The following is a 15,071-nucleotide window of genomic DNA, read 5'->3' as shown; positions in this document are numbered from 1 at the left end:
AATGTGTCATTGCGGTGCCATGTTTGCTATGATCCCGCCCGCTATTTCGCTGTAAGTCCGACTATTTTGCTCGGTTTTATAGTTGACTCAAATACTCGGGAATAGCATACTTGCACCTATTCTGAACCACCGCGGTACATGCCATGCGTCTGACTACCAAAGGCCGATACGCTGTCACAGCCATGCTGGATCTGGCATTGCATGCGCAGCACGGGCCAGTGTCACTGGCTGATATTTCCGAGCGTCAAGGCATTTCCCTGTCTTATCTCGAGCAGTTGTTCGCCAAACTGCGTCGCGGCAACCTGGTTTCCAGTGTGCGCGGGCCGGGTGGCGGTTATCAGCTGTCACGCGACATGCAGGGTATCCAGGTTGCTCAGGTGGTCGACGCGGTCAACGAATCGGTCGATGCCACCCGTTGCCAGGGGCTGGGTGACTGCCACGCCGGTGACACCTGTCTGACTCACCATTTGTGGTGCGACCTCAGTCAGCAGATCCACGAGTTTTTAAGCGGTATCAGCCTGGCGGATCTTGTCACTCGCCGTGAGGTACAAGAAGTCGCTCAGCGCCAGGATCAGCGTCGCTGCTCGAACACGAGCAACGTGTCGCAACTGGGTAAGATTGAAACGTCCGCCGTTGAATGAACGCAGATGAATGAGCGGTGCGCCTGCCTGATAGGAGATATGCAATGAAGTTGCCGATTTACCTCGATTATTCCGCGACGACCCCGGTCGATCCGCGTGTCGCCCAGAAAATGATGGATTGCCTGACGCTGGACGGCAACTTCGGTAACCCGGCTTCGCGCTCCCATGTGTTCGGCTGGAAAGCCGAAGAAGCGGTCGAGAACGCCCGCCGTCAGGTCGCCGATCTGGTCGGTGCCGACCCGCGTGAAATCGTCTGGACTTCCGGTGCCACCGAGTCCGACAACCTGGCCCTCAAAGGCGTTGCGCACTTCTATCACACCAAAGGCAAGCACATCATCACCTCCAAGATCGAGCATAAGGCGATCCTGGACACCGCTCGCCAGCTGGAGCGCGAAGGCTTCGAAGTCACTTATCTGGAACCGGGCGAAGACGGCATCGTCACCCCGGCCATGATCGAAGCCGCGCTGCGTGAAGACACCATTCTGGTTTCGATCATGCACGTCAACAACGAAGTCGGCACCATCACCGACATCGCCGCCATTGGTGAGCTGACCCGCTCGCGCGGCGTACTGTTCCACGTTGACGCCGCCCAGTCGCCAGGCAAGGTCGAGATCGATCTGTCGAAGCTGAAGGTCGACCTGATGTCGTTTTCGGCTCACAAGGCCTACGGTCCAAAAGGTATTGGTGCGCTGTACGTCAGCCGCAAGCCGCGTGTGCGCCTGGAAGCTGCCATGCACGGTGGCGGTCACGAGCGCGGCATGCGTTCGGGCACCCTGCCAACCCACCAGATCGTCGGCATGGGTGAAGCCTTCCGCATCGCCAAAGAAGAGATGGCCGCCGAGAACGTGCGCATCAAGGCTTTGAGCGATCGCTTCTACAAGCAGGTCGAAGACCTCGAAGAGCTGTACGTCAATGGCAGCCTGACCGCCCGTATCCCGCACAACCTGAACCTGAGCTTCAACTACGTTGAAGGCGAGTCGCTGATCATGGCGCTCAAGGATCTGGCGGTGTCGTCCGGTTCGGCCTGTACTTCGGCCTCGCTGGAGCCTTCCTACGTGTTGCGTGCCCTGGGCCGTAACGATGAGCTGGCGCACAGTTCGATCCGTTTCACCTTCGGTCGCTTCAGCACCGAAGAAGAAGTCGATTACGCGGCACAGAAAGTTCGTGAAGCGGTCACCAAGCTGCGTGCGCTTTCGCCGCTGTGGGACATGTACAAAGACGGTGTCGACATCTCCAAGATCGAGTGGGCGGCGCACTAATTTAAAGTCGCCCCCGGACAGGCCGCCATGCTGCGGCCTGTAGAGCGACTCCCTGATGTGAGAGGAACAGAATCATGGCTTACAGCGAAAAGGTCATCGACCACTACGAAAACCCACGCAACGTCGGCAAGATGGACGCTGAAGACCCGGACGTAGGCACCGGCATGGTCGGCGCTCCGGCGTGCGGCGATGTGATGCGTCTGCAGATCAAGGTCAACGAGCAAGGCGTGATCGAAGACGCCAAGTTCAAGACCTACGGTTGCGGTTCGGCAATTGCTTCCAGCTCCCTGGCCACCGAGTGGATGAAGGGCAAGACGCTGGACGAAGCTGAAACCATCAAGAACACCCAGCTGGCCGAAGAGCTGGCCTTGCCACCGGTCAAGATCCACTGCTCGGTTCTGGCCGAAGACGCCATCAAGGCTGCAGTGCGTGACTACAAGCAGAAGAAAGGTCTGCTGTAAGTCGTCGCGGTCTATCGCTGGCGAACACCAACCGGGACAATCCAAGGAGCTCCGATGTCTATCAGCATGACAGAAGCCGCGGCCAAACACGTGCGTCGCTCCCTCGACGGGCGTGGCAAGGGTGAGGGCATTCGCCTGGGTGTGCGTACCACGGGCTGTTCGGGTCTGGCCTATGTGCTGGAATTCGTCGATGCGACCGAGCCTGACGACACCGTGTTCGAATCCCATGGCGTGAAGGTCATCATCGACCCGAAAAGCCTGGTCTATCTCGACGGTACCGAGCTGGACTTCGTCCGCGAAGGGTTGAACGAAGGCTTCAAGTTCACCAACCCCAATTCGCGCGGTGAGTGCGGCTGTGGCGAAAGCTTCAACGTCTAAGGCGGGTGATCGTGGGTACTCCTTGTCATTTCGCGCTGTTTGATCTCAAACCGGATTTCGTCATCGATTCCGAGCAACTGGCGGGCCGCTACCGTGAGCTGGCGCGCAGTGTGCACCCGGACCGTTTTGCTGATGCTTCCGAGCAGGAGCAGCGTCAGGCGCTGGAGCGGTCGGCCAACCTCAACGAGGCCTACCAGACCCTCAAGAGTTCGCCGCGCCGTGCACGTTACCTGCTGACTCTGCAAGGCAACGAAGTGCCGCTGGAAGTCACGGTGCATGACCCGGATTTCCTGCTGCAGCAGATGGCGTTGCGTGAAGAGCTCGAAGACCTGCAGGACGATGCCGATGTGGCAGGCGTCGCGGTCTTCAAGAAGCGCCTCAAGACTGCCCAGGATGCCCTCAACGACAGCTTCGCCGCTTGTTGGAATGATGCTGCACAGCGCGAGCAGGCTGAACGCCTGATGCGCCGTATGCAGTTTCTCGACAAGCTCTCCCAAGAAGTGCGCCAGCTCGAAGAGCGCCTCGACGATTAACCCCGTGCGGCCCTGGTCGCACGCCTGTGATTATTCTTAAAAGCATGGCCTTACTGCAGATCGCCGAACCTGGCCAGAGTCCACAACCGCATCAGCGCCGTCTGGCTGTCGGTATTGACCTGGGCACTACCAATTCGCTGGTCGCTGCACTGCGCAGCGGTCTTTCCGAGCCACTGCCCGATGAAAACGGCCAGGTCATCCTGCCGTCCGCGGTGCGTTATCACGCTGACCGTGTTGAAGTCGGGCAGGCCGCCAAAGCGGCGGCGCCACAGGACCCGCTCAACACCGTGCTGTCGGTCAAGCGCCTGATGGGCCGCGGCCTGGCTGACGTCAAGCAGCTGGGTGAGCAACTGCCGTACCGGTTTGTCGGTGGTGAGTCGCACATGCCGTTCATCGACACCGTGCAGGGCGCCAAGAGCCCGGTGCAGGTCTCGGCTGACATCCTTAAAGTTCTGCGCCTGCGCGCTGAAGCGACGCTGGGCGGCGAGCTGGTGGGGGCGGTGATCACCGTGCCGGCCTACTTCGACGATGCCCAGCGCCAAGCCACCAAGGATGCTGCGCGGCTGGCCGGTCTGAACGTGCTGCGTCTGCTCAACGAGCCGACCGCTGCTGCCGTTGCCTACGGCCTGGATCAGAACGCCGAAGGCGTAGTGGCTATCTACGACCTGGGTGGCGGTACTTTCGATATTTCCATCCTGCGCCTGACCGGCGGTGTCTTTGAAGTGCTGGCCACCGGCGGTGATACCGCGCTGGGCGGCGACGACTTCGACCACGCCATCGCACAGTGGATCATCAGCGGTGCAGGGCTGTCGTCCGACCTGGCCCCGGCCGACCAGCGCAGCTTGCTGCAAGTCGCCTGCGCTGCCAAAGAGGCACTGACCGACGCTGATGTTGTGCCGGTGGTCTATGGTGACTGGCGCGCTGAGCTGACCCGTGAAGCGTTCAACGCTCTGATCGAACCGATGATTGCCCGCAGCCTCAAGGCGTGCCGGCGCGCCCTGCGCGACTCGGATCTCGAAGTCGGCGAGGTGAGTGCCGTGGTGATGGTCGGTGGCTCGACCCGCGTGCCGCGTGTTCGCGAAGCGGTCGGCGAGTTGTTTGCTCGTCAGCCGTTGACCGATATCGACCCGGATCAGGTGGTGGCCATCGGGGCTGCGATCCAGGCTGATACGCTGGCTGGCAACAAGCGAGACGGTGGCGAGCTGCTGTTGCTCGATGTGATCCCGTTGTCGCTGGGGCTTGAGACCATGGGCGGGTTGATGGAGAAGGTCATTGCCCGTAACACCACCATCCCGGTGGCGCGTGGCCAGGAATTCACCACCTACAAAGACGGCCAGACCGCCATGATGATTCATGTGCTGCAGGGCGAGCGTGAGCTGATCAGTGATTGCCGTTCGCTGGCGCGCTTTGAACTGCGGGGCATTCCGCCGATGGTCGCTGGTGCGGCAAAGATCCGCGTGACTTTTCAGGTGGACGCCGACGGTCTGCTCGATGTCTCCGCCCGTGAGCTGGGGTCGGGGGTTGAGGCCAGCATCCAGGTCAAGCCGTCTTACGGCCTGACCGATGGCGAAATCGCCCGGATGCTCAAGGACTCCTTCCAGAACGCCGGCCAAGACAAAGAGGCCCGCGTACTGCGCGAGCAGCAGGTCGATGCCGAGCGCCTGCTCGAAGCGGTTGAAGGTGCGCTTGAAGTCGACGGTGAGCGCTTGCTCGACGAAGAAGAGCGGCTGGTGATCCGGCTGCAGATGGACGAATTACGTGAATTGATGCAAGGCACCGATGGGCTGGCCATCGAGCAGCAGACCAAGCGTCTGTCGCAGGTGACTGATGCATTTGCTGCCCGCCGCCTGGATTCGACGGTCAAAGCCGCACTGGCGGGGCGCAACCTGAATGATATTGAGGAATAACTGATGCCGAAGGTGACTTTTCTGCCCCATGCGGAGCATTGCCCGGAGGGGATGGTCGTCGAGGCCGCGCCTGGTACGACGATTCTGGATCTGGCCCACGAGCATCACATCGAGATCGAGAGCGCCTGCGGTGGTGTGTGTGCCTGCACCACCTGCCATTGCGTGATTCGCAAAGGTTTCAATTCGACCGGCGAGCTTGATGAGCTTGAAGAAGACATGCTCGACAAGGCCTGGGGCCTGGAAGCGCAGTCGCGCCTTGCCTGTCAGGCCACTGTCGGTGATGAAGACATCACGGTCGAGATTCCCAAATACTCGCTCAACCACGCCGCCGAAGCGCCGCACTGATTCCTGAGGGGGATATTCATGAGTCTCAAGTGGGTTGATGTGCAGGAAATCGCGATCCAGTTGGCCGAGAGCAAGCCGGACGTCGATCCGCGTTACGTTAACTTCGTCGATCTGCGCAACTGGGTGACCCAGTTGCCCGGGTTCGAAGACGACCGTGATCGTGGCGGCGAGAAGGTCCTTGAGGCCATCCAGGCGTTGTGGATCGAAGAGGCTGACTGATCCTGCAACGGATCTTGTTAGGCAATACTCCATAACCCGCGTATAATTCGCGGGTTTAATTTTTCGCTTTAATTTCTGTTTCTGGAGTTTCACCATGGCTGTTCAACGTACTTTCTCCATCATCAAGCCAGACGCCGTTGCCAAGAACGTGATCGGCAAGATCACCACTCGCTTCGAAGACGCCGGTCTGCGCATCGTTGCCTCGAAAATCAAGCAACTGTCCAAAGCCGAAGCCGAAGGCTTCTACGCTGAGCACAGCGAGCGCGGTTTCTTCGGTGACCTGGTTGCCTTCATGACTTCCGGTCCTGTTGTTGTTCAGGTTCTGGAAGGTGAAAACGCTATCGCTCGCAACCGTGAGCTGATGGGCGCTACCAACCCTAAAGAAGCTGCTGCCGGCACTATCCGTGCTGACTTCGCCGAGTCCATCGACGCCAACGCCGTTCACGGTTCGGACTCCGAAGCTGCTGCTGCTCGCGAAATCGCTTACTTCTTCGCAGCTACCGAGGTAACCGCTCGCTAAGCCTTCGGGTTTACAGAGCGCAGGGTGAATCCATGATCGCGACCACTGGTAAAACCAACTTGCTGGGTCTGACCCAACAGGAAATGGAAAAATTCTTCGAGTCAATCGGGGAGAAACGCTTCCGTGCCGGGCAGGTCATGAAGTGGATTCACCACTTTGGCGTCGATGATTTCGACGCCATGACGAACGTCAGCAAGGCCTTGCGTGAAAAACTCAAGAGCTGTGCCGAGATTCGTGGTCCTGAAGTCGTCAGCGAGGACATCTCCAGCGACGGCACCCGTAAATGGGTGGTGCGCGTGGCGTCCGGCAGCTGCGTCGAGACGGTCTTCATTCCCCAGGGCAAACGCGGTACTTTGTGCGTTTCGTCCCAGGCAGGCTGTGCCCTGGATTGCAGTTTCTGCTCCACGGGCAAGCAAGGCTTCAATAGCAACCTCACCGCCGCCGAAGTGATCGGCCAGGTGTGGATTGCCAACAAATCCTTTGGCAGCGTACCCGCCACCATCGACCGTGCCATCACCAACGTGGTGATGATGGGCATGGGTGAGCCGCTGCTGAATTTCGACAATGTCATTGCTGCCATGCGTCTGATGATGGATGACCTGGGCTATGGCATTTCCAAGCGCCGGGTGACGCTGTCCACTTCCGGCGTGGTGCCGATGATCGACGAGCTGGCCAAGCACATCGATGTGTCCCTGGCCCTGTCGCTGCACGCGCCCAATGATGCGCTGCGCAACAAGCTGGTACCGATCAACAAGAAGTATCCGTTGAGCGTGCTGCTCGACTCGTGCCGTCGCTACATGTCCGCACTGGGCGAGAAGCGCGTACTGACCGTCGAGTACACCTTGCTCAAGGACGTCAACGACCAGCCCGAGCATGCGGCTGAGATGATCGAGCTGCTGCGCGACACACCGTGCAAGATCAACCTGATCCCGTTCAACCCGTTCCCGCACTCCGGCTACGAGCGCCCGAGCAACAACGCGATTCGCCGTTTCCAGGACATGCTGCATCAGGCCGGCTACAACGTCACCGTACGCACCACTCGTGGTGAAGACATCGATGCGGCCTGCGGCCAGCTGGTGGGCCAGGTCATGGACCGGACCCGGCGCAGCGAGCGTCATATCGCCGTTCGTGAGCTGGCTGCCGAAGCCCGGCAGGGGCAATCCGCCGCTTCTTGAACCTGACTGCGAAGAGAGACTCCATGTCTGTGCGTGCCTCGTTGCTGTTATGTATCGCCATCCTGCTGGCCGGTTGTGTTTCATCGGGTGATGTCAACCCGTTGTCGACCAGCAAAGGGCGTGACGAGGCGCTCCAGGCTTATGTCCATCTTGGCATTGGTTATCTCCAGGAAGGGCAGACCGAGCGGGCCAAGGTGCCCTTGAAAAAGGCCCTGGAGCTCAACGCCAGGGATCCTGACGCCAACGCGGCACTCGCTCTGGTCTTCCAGGCCGAGATGGAGTACACCCTGGCCGATCAGTATTACCTCAAGGCGATTTCCGCCAGCGGTAACAACTCGCGAATCGTCAATAACTACGGCAGTTTCCTTTATGAGCAGCGCCGCTTTGACGAAGCGTACGCGCGTTTTGAGCAGGCCGCTGCTGATAACCTGTATCCTGAGCGCTCGCGGGTATTTGAAAGTCTGGGTATGACTGCGCTGCAACTGGGCAAGCGCGAACTGGCGCGTGAGCATTTCACCCGTGCCTTGCGGCTGGACCGTCGCCAGCCACGTGCCTTGCTGGAAATGGCTGAGTTGAACTACGAGCAAGGGCACTATGTGCCGTCGCGTGATTTCTACGAGCAGTTCAGCCAGCTCAGCGAGCAGAATGCCCGTAGCCTGTTATTGGGGCTGCGCCTGGCGAAGATCTATGAAGACCGTAACAAGGCAGCCAGTTATGGGCTGCAGTTGAAAAGACTCTATCCCGGCACGCCGGAATATCAGCAATACCTGTCGGAGCAATGATGAAAGCGGCGCATCCCGAAGTTGTAGCAGCCAGTCACCAGAATCCTGGGGAAACCCTGCGCCAGGCTCGTGAGCATCGGAACTGGTCTTTGCCTGATGTGGCGCTGAGGCTCAATCTCACCGTCGGCTCGCTGAATCACGTTGAGAACGGCGCTTTCGACAAGCTTCCAGGACATACCTTCGCTCGTGGTTATGTGCGTGCCTACGCCAAGCTGCTGGAACTGGACCAGGCTGCGCTGGTGGCGCAGTTTGATCAATATACCGGCACCAACGGCAAGGGCAGTGACGTACACGCGCTGGGCCGCATTGAAGAACCTGTGCGCCTGTCCCACAACATTCTGCGCATCGTCAGCCTGTTGTTGCTGGTGGTGCTGGTAGGTGGCGGTTTTCTCTGGTGGCAGGACCAGGCTGCGATGCGTGGCAAGGACCTGGCCGGTCTGGTGCTTGAACACGTTGAGGTCGAGAGCGCGGACGGCACCACCCAGATTCACCCGATCGACGAGCCACGGCCGCAAGCGGCGCCAGAGTCTGCCGCACCCGCCAATAGTGCGCCCTTGCCACTGATCAGCGAGGCTCCGGCTACTGACAGCGCGCCAGCCCAGAACAGCGCCGCAGCACCTGCAACGGTTCCTGCCGCTCCTGTGGCGCCCGCCAGCACCGCTGTCGCGCCAGCGCCAGCCGCTACTGCGCCAGCGCCTGCCACACAGCCTGCTCCTGTGGCGTCGGCACCGGCCAGCACCGAGACCATCGCGCCGATCCTGCCGGGTTCTGGTCAGGTCAGCGTCAAGTTCACCGCTGATTGCTGGACCCAGGTCACCGACGGCAACGGCAAGGTGCTTGCCAGCGGCCTCAAGCGCAAGGGCGAAAATCTTGAAGTCAGCGGCAAACCGCCGCTTTCATTGCGTCTGGGCTATGCCCGTGGCGCTGAAGTCAGCTACAACGGACAGCCTGTAGATGTGGCTCCATTTACCAGTGGCGAGACCGCTCGCCTGAAACTAGGGCAATAAGTCATGCACGGCCAATCCCCCATCAAGCGTCGCGAATCCAGAAAGATCTGGGTTGGTTCGGTTCCTGTCGGTGGCGACGCACCGATCGCCGTACAGAGCATGACCAACAGTGATACCAACGATGTAGCGGCCACTGTCGCGCAGATCAACCGTCTGGAGGCCGCCGGCGTGGACATCGTGCGGGTGTCGGTGCCAGACATGGACGCTGCCGAGGCGTTCGGGCGTATCAAGCAACTGGTCAAAGTACCGCTGGTTGCCGATATTCACTTCGACTACCGGATTGCCCTGCGGGTGGCCGAGCTGGGTGTCGACTGTTTGCGTATCAACCCCGGCAACATCGGTCGTGAAGACCGGGTCAAGGCGGTGGTCGATGCGGCTCGTGACCGGGGTATCCCGATCCGGATTGGCGTCAACGCCGGTTCCCTGGAAAAAGACCTGCAGAAAAAATACGGCGAGCCGACCCCGGCAGCGTTGGTCGAGTCGGCGCTGCGCCATGTCGAACACCTCGATCGTCTGGATTTCCAGGACTTCAAGGTCAGTGTCAAGGCGTCGGACGTGTTCATGGCGGTCGAAGCCTATCGGCAGCTGGCCAGGCAGATCGTCCAGCCGCTGCACCTGGGTATCACCGAGGCCGGTGGCCTGCGTTCAGGCACAGTGAAATCTGCCGTAGGGCTGGGTATGCTGCTGGCCGAAGGAATTGGCGATACTATCCGCATCTCGCTGGCTGCCGATCCGGTAGAAGAGGTCAAGGTCGGCTACGACATCCTCAAGTCGCTGCACTTGCGTTCGCGTGGCATCAACTTCATCGCCTGCCCGAGCTGTTCGCGGCAGAACTTCGATGTGGTCAAGACCATGAACGAACTCGAAGGCCGCCTCGAAGACCTGCTGGTGCCGCTGGACGTGGCGGTCATCGGCTGTGTGGTCAACGGTCCGGGTGAGGCCAAGGAGGCGCATATCGGCCTGACCGGTGGCAGCCCGAACCTGATCTACATCGACGGCAAGCCTGCCCAGAAGCTGGGCAACGACAACCTTGTGACCGAACTCGAGCGCCTGATTCGCGAGAAAGCGGCCGAAAAAGCAGAAGCCGACGCCGCTGTCATCGCGCGCGGTTAATCAAGATTGCTAAGGATTTTTTGTGAGTAAGTCTCTGCAAGCCATTCGTGGCATGAACGACATCCTGCCCGAGCAGACCCCGCTGTGGCGCTATTTCGAAGGCACCGTTTCGGGCCTGCTGGACAACTACGGCTATCGCCAGATCCGCATGCCGATCGTCGAGTTCACCGAGCTGTTCAAGCGCTCGATCGGTGAAGTCACCGATATCGTCGAGAAAGAGATGTACACCTTCGCCGATCGTAACGGCGACTCCCTGACCTTGCGCCCCGAAGGCACTGCGGCCTGCGTGCGTGCCGTGCTGGAGCACGGTATCACCGGTGGTGGCCAGGTCCAGAAACTGTGGTACATCGGCCCGATGTTCCGCCACGAGCGGCCACAGAAAGGCCGTTATCGCCAGTTTCATCAGATTGGCGTCGAAGTGTTCAACCTCGACGGCCCGGACGTCGATGCCGAGCTGATCGTGCTCACCTGGCGGCTGTGGGGCCAGCTGGGTATTCGTGATGCAGTCAAGCTGGAACTCAACAGCCTGGGCACCAGCGAAGCCCGCGCCCGCTACCGAGATGCGCTGGTCGAGTTCCTCTCGGCGCGTCATGAGCAACTGGACGAAGACAGCCAGCGCCGCCTGACCACCAACCCGCTGCGTATTCTGGATACCAAGAACCCGGACACCCAGGCGTTGCTGGTCGATGCGCCGAAGCTGGCCGACTACCTCGACGAGGAGTCGCGGATTCACTTTGACGGCCTCAAGGCGCGTCTGGACGCCGCTGGCATTCCATATGTCATCAATCCGAAGCTGGTGCGCGGCCTGGATTACTACAGCAAGACCGTATTCGAGTGGGTCACCGACAAGCTTGGTGCCCAGGGCACCGTATGCGCCGGTGGACGCTATGACGGCCTGGTCGAGCAGATGGGCGGCAAGCCGACTGCCGGTGTCGGGTTCGCCATGGGCATCGAGCGCCTGGTATTGCTGCTGGAAACCCTTGAGCAGATCCCGGAAGATCTCGCCCGTCAGGTCGATGTCTACCTGTGCGCCTTTGGCGAGGCCGCCGAGCTGGCAGCCTTGACCCTGACCGAGCAGGTTCGTGATCGTCTGCCGGGCCTGCGCCTGCAGGTCAATGCTGGCGCCGGCAGCTTCAAGAGCCAGTTCAAGAAGGCTGACAAGAGCGGTGCGCTGTTCGCTCTGATTCTCGGGGAAGAAGAACTGGCCAACCGGCAGATCGGCGTCAAGCCGCTGCGCGGCCAGGGTGAGCAACAGAATATTGCCTGGGATGCTCTCGCCGAGTACCTGGCGGCCAGCCTGGCACAGGCGTGAAACGGATAAACAGCAGATTAGGCTTATAGGAGTATTGGGGTGTCGCGTACCGAAGATGAAGATCTGGCAGTAATGAAGGACTGGTGGCAGCGCAACGGCAAACCCCTGGTGACTGGCGGTCTGCTGGCGTTGGTGGTGGTGTTTGGCTGGCAGTACTGGCAGAAGTATCAGGCCGCTCAGTCCTCCAACGCCTCCGTGCTCTACCAGCAACTGCTGGAAACCGCGCTGACCCCGTCGGGCGAAGCTGACCCGGCCCGAGTGGCCGAGCTGGCAGGCAAACTCAAGAACGAGTTTGGCGGCACTGCTTACGCGCAGTACGCCAGCCTGTTCGTCGCCAAGGTTGCAGTCGACACCGGTAAGCTTGATGATGCCGCAGCGGAATTGAAGCCGGTCACCGACAAACCGGCCAACGCCACGCTGGGCGAAATCGCCCGCCAGCGTCTGGCCCGTGTCCTGGCTGCGCAGAGCAAGACCGAAGAGGCTTTGAAGCTGCTAACCGGCGATGCCGACAAGGCCTTCCTGGCCAGCCGCGAAGAACTCAAAGGCGACCTGCTGGTGCAACTGGGCCGTACCGATGAGGCCCATGCTGCTTATCAAAAGGCCAAGTCCGCACTGTCGCCAGACGCAGCAGTGGGTGGTCTGCAAATGAAGCTCGACGATCTGGCTAAAGGGGATGCGTGACGTGATTCGTTGGAAACATGCAGCATTGCTGGCCCTGGCCGTCATGGCCGTGGGTTGCAGCAGCAACAGCAAGAAAGAGCTGCCACCGGCCGAGCTGACCAAGTTCACCGAGGAAGTCATCCTGCAGAAGAAGTGGAGCCACTCGGTCGGCGACGGCCAGGGCAAGACTTACAACATGCTGGTGCCGGCCATCGATGGTGAGCGCATCTATGCTGCCGACGTGAACGGTGAGATCGTCGCTCTGGATCGCGAGACCGGCGCAACGCTCTGGAAGAAAGATCTCGACCTGCCGGTATCCGGTGCTGTCGGCGTGGCTTACGGCCTGCTGACCATTGGCACCCTCAAGGGTGAGGTCGTGGCACTGGACGCCAGCAGCGGTGATGAAAAATGGCGTGCCAGGGTGACCAGCGAAGTGCTGGCGCCGCCGGCCAACAACGGTGATGTCGTGGTCGTACAGACCCAGGATGATCGCGTGATCGGCCTGGACGCCTATACTGGCTCGCAGCGCTGGATCTACGAGAGCACTCCGGCGGTGCTGACCCTGCGTGGCACCAGCGCACCGCTGGTGACCAATCGCCTGGCAGTGGCCGGCCTGTCTACCGGTAAGGTCGTCGCGCTGGACATCAGCAACGGCGTACCGGTTTGGGAGCAGCGTGTTGCCATTGCGCAAGGCCGTTCCGAGCTTGAGCGGGTGGTCGACATCGACGGCGGCCTGCTGCTGTCCGGTGGTACCCTGTACGTCGCCAGCTATCAGGGCCGGGTTGCCGGTCTTGATCTGGAGAGCGGCCGGGTGCTGTGGCAGCGCGATGCGTCGAGCTACGACGGCGTGGCCCAGGGCTTTGGCAGCGTTTATGTGAGCCTGGCGTCCGGTACTGTCGAAGGTATCGATGAGCGCTCTTCCACGGCGCTGTGGAGCAACGAGTCGCTGGCCCGTCGTCAGCTGAGCGCGCCTGAGGTGTTCTCCAGCTACGTGGCCGTGGGTGACTTCGAAGGCTATCTGCACCTGCTCAGCCAGGTCGATGGCCGCTTCGTAGGTCGTGAGCGCATCGACAGTGACGGCCTGCGGGCACGTCCTCTGGTGGTCGGCGATACGATTTACGTGTATGGCAACAGCGGCAAGCTCGAAGCCCTGACCATCAAGCAATAAGCCCTGTTTTGCAGGGTGGCGGCACCGCGAGGTGCCGCCCTGAACTCCGGCCGCTGCCCTGCAGCGGCTTTTGTATTTTCTGAAATAACGCAGTGGAGAGCCGCATGGTTCCCGTAATCGCCCTGGTGGGTCGACCGAACGTCGGCAAGTCCACCATGTTCAACCGCCTGACCCGGACCCGCGACGCCATTGTCGGCGACCTGTCCGGTCTGACCCGTGATCGCCAATACGGAGAGGCGAAGTGGCAGGGGCACTCGTACATCCTGATCGACACCGGTGGTATTTCCGGTGACGAACACGGCATGGATGAAAAAATGGCCGAGCAATCGCTCATGGCCATCGAAGAAGCCGATGTCGTATTGTTCCTGGTCGACGCCAAAGCCGGTTACACCGCAGCCGATCAGATGATTGGCGAGCACTTGCGCAAACGCAACAAGCGCAGCTTTGTGGTGGCCAACAAGATCGACAACATCGACGAAAACCTGGCGCGCGCCGAGTTCAGCCCGATGGGCCTGGGTGACGCAATCCCGGTGGCCGGTGCCCACGGGCGCGGTATTTCGCAGATGCTGGAAATCGCGCTGCAGGGGCTGGTCTGGGACGAAGAAGAAACCGTCGACCTGGACGCTGAAGACGTCGCCGAAGGCGAGGAAGCCAAGCGCATTCCTGGCCCTAGCGAAAAAGACGGCATCAAGATCGCAATCATCGGCCGTCCGAACGTTGGCAAGTCGACCCTGGTCAACCGCATGCTCGGTGAGGACCGGGTCATCGTTTACGATCAGCCGGGCACCACCCGCGACAGCATCTACATTCCCTTCGAGCGCAACGAAGAGAAATACACCCTGATCGACACCGCCGGGGTGCGCAAGCGCGGCAAGATCCACGAGGAAGTCGAGAAGTTCTCGGTGGTCAAGACCCTGCAGGCCATCAAGGACGCCAACGTGGTGATCTTCGTGATGGACTCGCGTGAAGGCGTGGTCGATCACGATCTGAACCTGCTCGGCTTTGCCCTGGAAGCCGGTCGGGCCATTGTCATCGCGCTGAACAAGTGGGATGGCATGACCCCTGGCGAGCGCGACTACGTGAAGATCGAGCTGGAGCGCCGGTTGTTCTTCGTCGACTTTGCCGACATTCACTTCATCTCGGCGCTGCATGGCACCGGCGTGGGCAACCTGTACAAGTCGGTACAGAATGCCTTCACCTCGGCGGTCACCCGCTGGCCGACCAGCCGCCTGACCCAGATCCTCGAAGACGCGGTCAGCGACCACGCACCACCGATGGTCAACGGCCGCCGCATCAAGCTGCGCTATGCCCACCTGGGCGGTGCCAACCCGCCGATCATCGTGATTCACGGCAACCAGGTCGATGCGGTGCCCAAGTCGTACATCCGCTACCTGGAAAACACCTATCGCCGGGTGCTCAAGCTGGTCGGTACGCCGATCCGCATTGAATTCAAAGGCAGTGACAACCCGTACGAAGGCAACAAGAACACGCTCACCGACCGCCAGGTCAACAAGAAGCGCCGCTTGATGTCGCACCACAAGAAAGCCGACAAGAAACGCCGCGACAAGAAGCGCTAGAAGCCGCGGCAAGC

17 protein-coding genes are annotated in these 15,071 nt (G+C 60.6%); all 17 read left to right on the top strand.

Features of this window, described 5'->3' with window-relative positions:
• Positions 1 to 143 precede the first annotated feature (143 nt).
• The 17 genes from iscR (at position 144) to der (ending at position 15,057) form a co-directional block, all read left to right on the top strand.
• Positions 144 to 641 carry a Fe-S cluster assembly transcriptional regulator IscR gene (gene iscR / locus NJC38_RS20830; protein WP_045482596.1) on the top strand — a complete coding sequence of 166 codons (498 nt, stop codon included), beginning with the start codon at positions 144 to 146 and terminating at the stop codon, positions 639 to 641.
• A 44-nt stretch (positions 642 to 685) separates the two neighbouring features.
• Positions 686 to 1,900 carry an IscS subfamily cysteine desulfurase gene (locus NJC38_RS20825; RefSeq protein WP_045482593.1) on the top strand — a complete coding sequence of 405 codons (1,215 nt, stop codon included), beginning with the start codon at positions 686 to 688 and terminating at the stop codon, positions 1,898 to 1,900.
• 74 nt (positions 1,901 to 1,974) lie between these two features.
• Positions 1,975 to 2,361 carry a Fe-S cluster assembly scaffold IscU gene (iscU, locus tag NJC38_RS20820; RefSeq protein WP_040261926.1) on the top strand — a complete coding sequence of 129 codons (387 nt, stop codon included), beginning with the start codon at positions 1,975 to 1,977 and terminating at the stop codon, positions 2,359 to 2,361.
• Between the two features lie 54 nt (positions 2,362 to 2,415).
• Complete coding sequence (iscA, locus tag NJC38_RS20815) at positions 2,416 to 2,739, top strand: iron-sulfur cluster assembly protein IscA (RefSeq protein ID WP_045482587.1); 324 nt, start codon at positions 2,416 to 2,418, stop codon at positions 2,737 to 2,739.
• Between the two features lie 11 nt (positions 2,740 to 2,750).
• On the top strand, positions 2,751 to 3,272 hold the full coding sequence (gene hscB, locus NJC38_RS20810; protein ID WP_045482584.1) for a co-chaperone HscB: 522 nt from the start codon (positions 2,751 to 2,753) through the stop codon (positions 3,270 to 3,272).
• A gap of 44 nt (positions 3,273 to 3,316) precedes the next feature.
• Positions 3,317 to 5,179 carry a Fe-S protein assembly chaperone HscA gene (hscA, locus tag NJC38_RS20805; protein WP_253116940.1) on the top strand — a complete coding sequence of 621 codons (1,863 nt, stop codon included), beginning with the start codon at positions 3,317 to 3,319 and terminating at the stop codon, positions 5,177 to 5,179.
• Between the two features lie 3 nt (positions 5,180 to 5,182).
• Positions 5,183 to 5,524, top strand: coding sequence for an ISC system 2Fe-2S type ferredoxin (fdx, locus tag NJC38_RS20800; protein WP_045482578.1), 342 nt, complete (start codon positions 5,183 to 5,185; stop codon positions 5,522 to 5,524).
• An 18-nt stretch (positions 5,525 to 5,542) separates the two neighbouring features.
• A complete protein-coding gene (gene iscX, locus NJC38_RS20795) occupies positions 5,543 to 5,743 on the top strand; it encodes a Fe-S cluster assembly protein IscX (RefSeq protein WP_045482575.1) in 201 nt (66 codons plus the stop codon).
• Positions 5,744 to 5,837: 94 nt separating this feature from the next.
• Entirely contained in the window at positions 5,838 to 6,263 is a 426-nt protein-coding gene (gene ndk, locus NJC38_RS20790) for a nucleoside-diphosphate kinase (protein ID WP_045482572.1), read from the top strand.
• Between the two features lie 32 nt (positions 6,264 to 6,295).
• Complete coding sequence (gene rlmN / locus NJC38_RS20785) at positions 6,296 to 7,438, top strand: 23S rRNA (adenine(2503)-C(2))-methyltransferase RlmN (RefSeq protein WP_045482569.1); 1,143 nt, start codon at positions 6,296 to 6,298, stop codon at positions 7,436 to 7,438.
• A 23-nt stretch (positions 7,439 to 7,461) separates the two neighbouring features.
• On the top strand, positions 7,462 to 8,220 hold the full coding sequence (gene pilW, locus NJC38_RS20780; protein WP_253116934.1) for a type IV pilus biogenesis/stability protein PilW: 759 nt from the start codon (positions 7,462 to 7,464) through the stop codon (positions 8,218 to 8,220).
• Positions 8,220 to 9,227: a RodZ family helix-turn-helix domain-containing protein gene (locus NJC38_RS20775; RefSeq protein ID WP_253116933.1), complete on the top strand. Its 1,008-nt coding sequence runs from the start codon at positions 8,220 to 8,222 to the stop codon at positions 9,225 to 9,227. Before pilW ends, NJC38_RS20775 begins: the two co-directional genes overlap by 1 nt.
• A 3-nt stretch (positions 9,228 to 9,230) precedes the next feature.
• A complete protein-coding gene (ispG, locus tag NJC38_RS20770; protein ID WP_045482560.1) occupies positions 9,231 to 10,340 on the top strand; it encodes a flavodoxin-dependent (E)-4-hydroxy-3-methylbut-2-enyl-diphosphate synthase in 1,110 nt (369 codons plus the stop codon).
• A gap of 22 nt (positions 10,341 to 10,362) precedes the next feature.
• Positions 10,363 to 11,652: a histidine--tRNA ligase gene (gene hisS / locus NJC38_RS20765; protein ID WP_045482558.1), complete on the top strand. Its 1,290-nt coding sequence runs from the start codon at positions 10,363 to 10,365 to the stop codon at positions 11,650 to 11,652.
• Between the two features lie 72 nt (positions 11,653 to 11,724).
• Positions 11,725 to 12,333, top strand: coding sequence for a tetratricopeptide repeat protein (locus NJC38_RS20760; RefSeq protein WP_173426708.1), 609 nt, complete (start codon positions 11,725 to 11,727; stop codon positions 12,331 to 12,333).
• Complete coding sequence (bamB, locus tag NJC38_RS20755) at positions 12,326 to 13,480, top strand: outer membrane protein assembly factor BamB (protein ID WP_045482552.1); 1,155 nt, start codon at positions 12,326 to 12,328, stop codon at positions 13,478 to 13,480. Before NJC38_RS20760 ends, bamB begins: the two co-directional genes overlap by 8 nt.
• 104 nt (positions 13,481 to 13,584) lie before the next feature.
• Positions 13,585 to 15,057: a ribosome biogenesis GTPase Der gene (gene der, locus NJC38_RS20750; protein ID WP_253116932.1), complete on the top strand. Its 1,473-nt coding sequence runs from the start codon at positions 13,585 to 13,587 to the stop codon at positions 15,055 to 15,057.
• Positions 15,058 to 15,071: the final 14 nt, after the last annotated feature.

The organism is Pseudomonas sp. 21LCFQ010, from assembly GCF_024129905.1.
Taxonomy (GTDB): domain Bacteria; phylum Pseudomonadota; class Gammaproteobacteria; order Pseudomonadales; family Pseudomonadaceae; genus Aquipseudomonas.
This window is presented reverse-complemented; position numbering and strand designations above follow the sequence as displayed.

Excerpts from the sequence above, each read along its gene's own strand:
- iscR (WP_045482596.1), top strand. The coding sequence starts at position 144 with ATGCGTCTGACTACCAAAGGCCGATACGCTGTCACAGCCATGCTGGAT.
- NJC38_RS20825 (WP_045482593.1), top strand. The coding sequence starts at position 686 with ATGAAGTTGCCGATTTACCTCGATTATTCCGCGACGACCCCGGTCGAT.
- iscU (WP_040261926.1), top strand. The coding sequence starts at position 1,975 with ATGGCTTACAGCGAAAAGGTCATCGACCACTACGAAAACCCACGCAAC.
- iscA (WP_045482587.1), top strand. The coding sequence starts at position 2,416 with ATGTCTATCAGCATGACAGAAGCCGCGGCCAAACACGTGCGTCGCTCC.
- hscA (WP_253116940.1), top strand. The coding sequence starts at position 3,317 with ATGGCCTTACTGCAGATCGCCGAACCTGGCCAGAGTCCACAACCGCAT.
- fdx (WP_045482578.1), top strand. The coding sequence starts at position 5,183 with ATGCCGAAGGTGACTTTTCTGCCCCATGCGGAGCATTGCCCGGAGGGG.
- iscX (WP_045482575.1), top strand. The coding sequence starts at position 5,543 with ATGAGTCTCAAGTGGGTTGATGTGCAGGAAATCGCGATCCAGTTGGCC.
- ndk (WP_045482572.1), top strand. The coding sequence starts at position 5,838 with ATGGCTGTTCAACGTACTTTCTCCATCATCAAGCCAGACGCCGTTGCC.
- rlmN (WP_045482569.1), top strand. The coding sequence starts at position 6,296 with ATGATCGCGACCACTGGTAAAACCAACTTGCTGGGTCTGACCCAACAG.
- pilW (WP_253116934.1), top strand. The coding sequence starts at position 7,462 with ATGTCTGTGCGTGCCTCGTTGCTGTTATGTATCGCCATCCTGCTGGCC.
- NJC38_RS20775 (WP_253116933.1), top strand. The coding sequence starts at position 8,220 with ATGAAAGCGGCGCATCCCGAAGTTGTAGCAGCCAGTCACCAGAATCCT.
- ispG (WP_045482560.1), top strand. The coding sequence starts at position 9,231 with ATGCACGGCCAATCCCCCATCAAGCGTCGCGAATCCAGAAAGATCTGG.
- NJC38_RS20760 (WP_173426708.1), top strand. The coding sequence starts at position 11,725 with ATGAAGGACTGGTGGCAGCGCAACGGCAAACCCCTGGTGACTGGCGGT.
- bamB (WP_045482552.1), top strand. The coding sequence starts at position 12,326 with ATGCGTGACGTGATTCGTTGGAAACATGCAGCATTGCTGGCCCTGGCC.
- der (WP_253116932.1), top strand. The coding sequence starts at position 13,585 with ATGGTTCCCGTAATCGCCCTGGTGGGTCGACCGAACGTCGGCAAGTCC.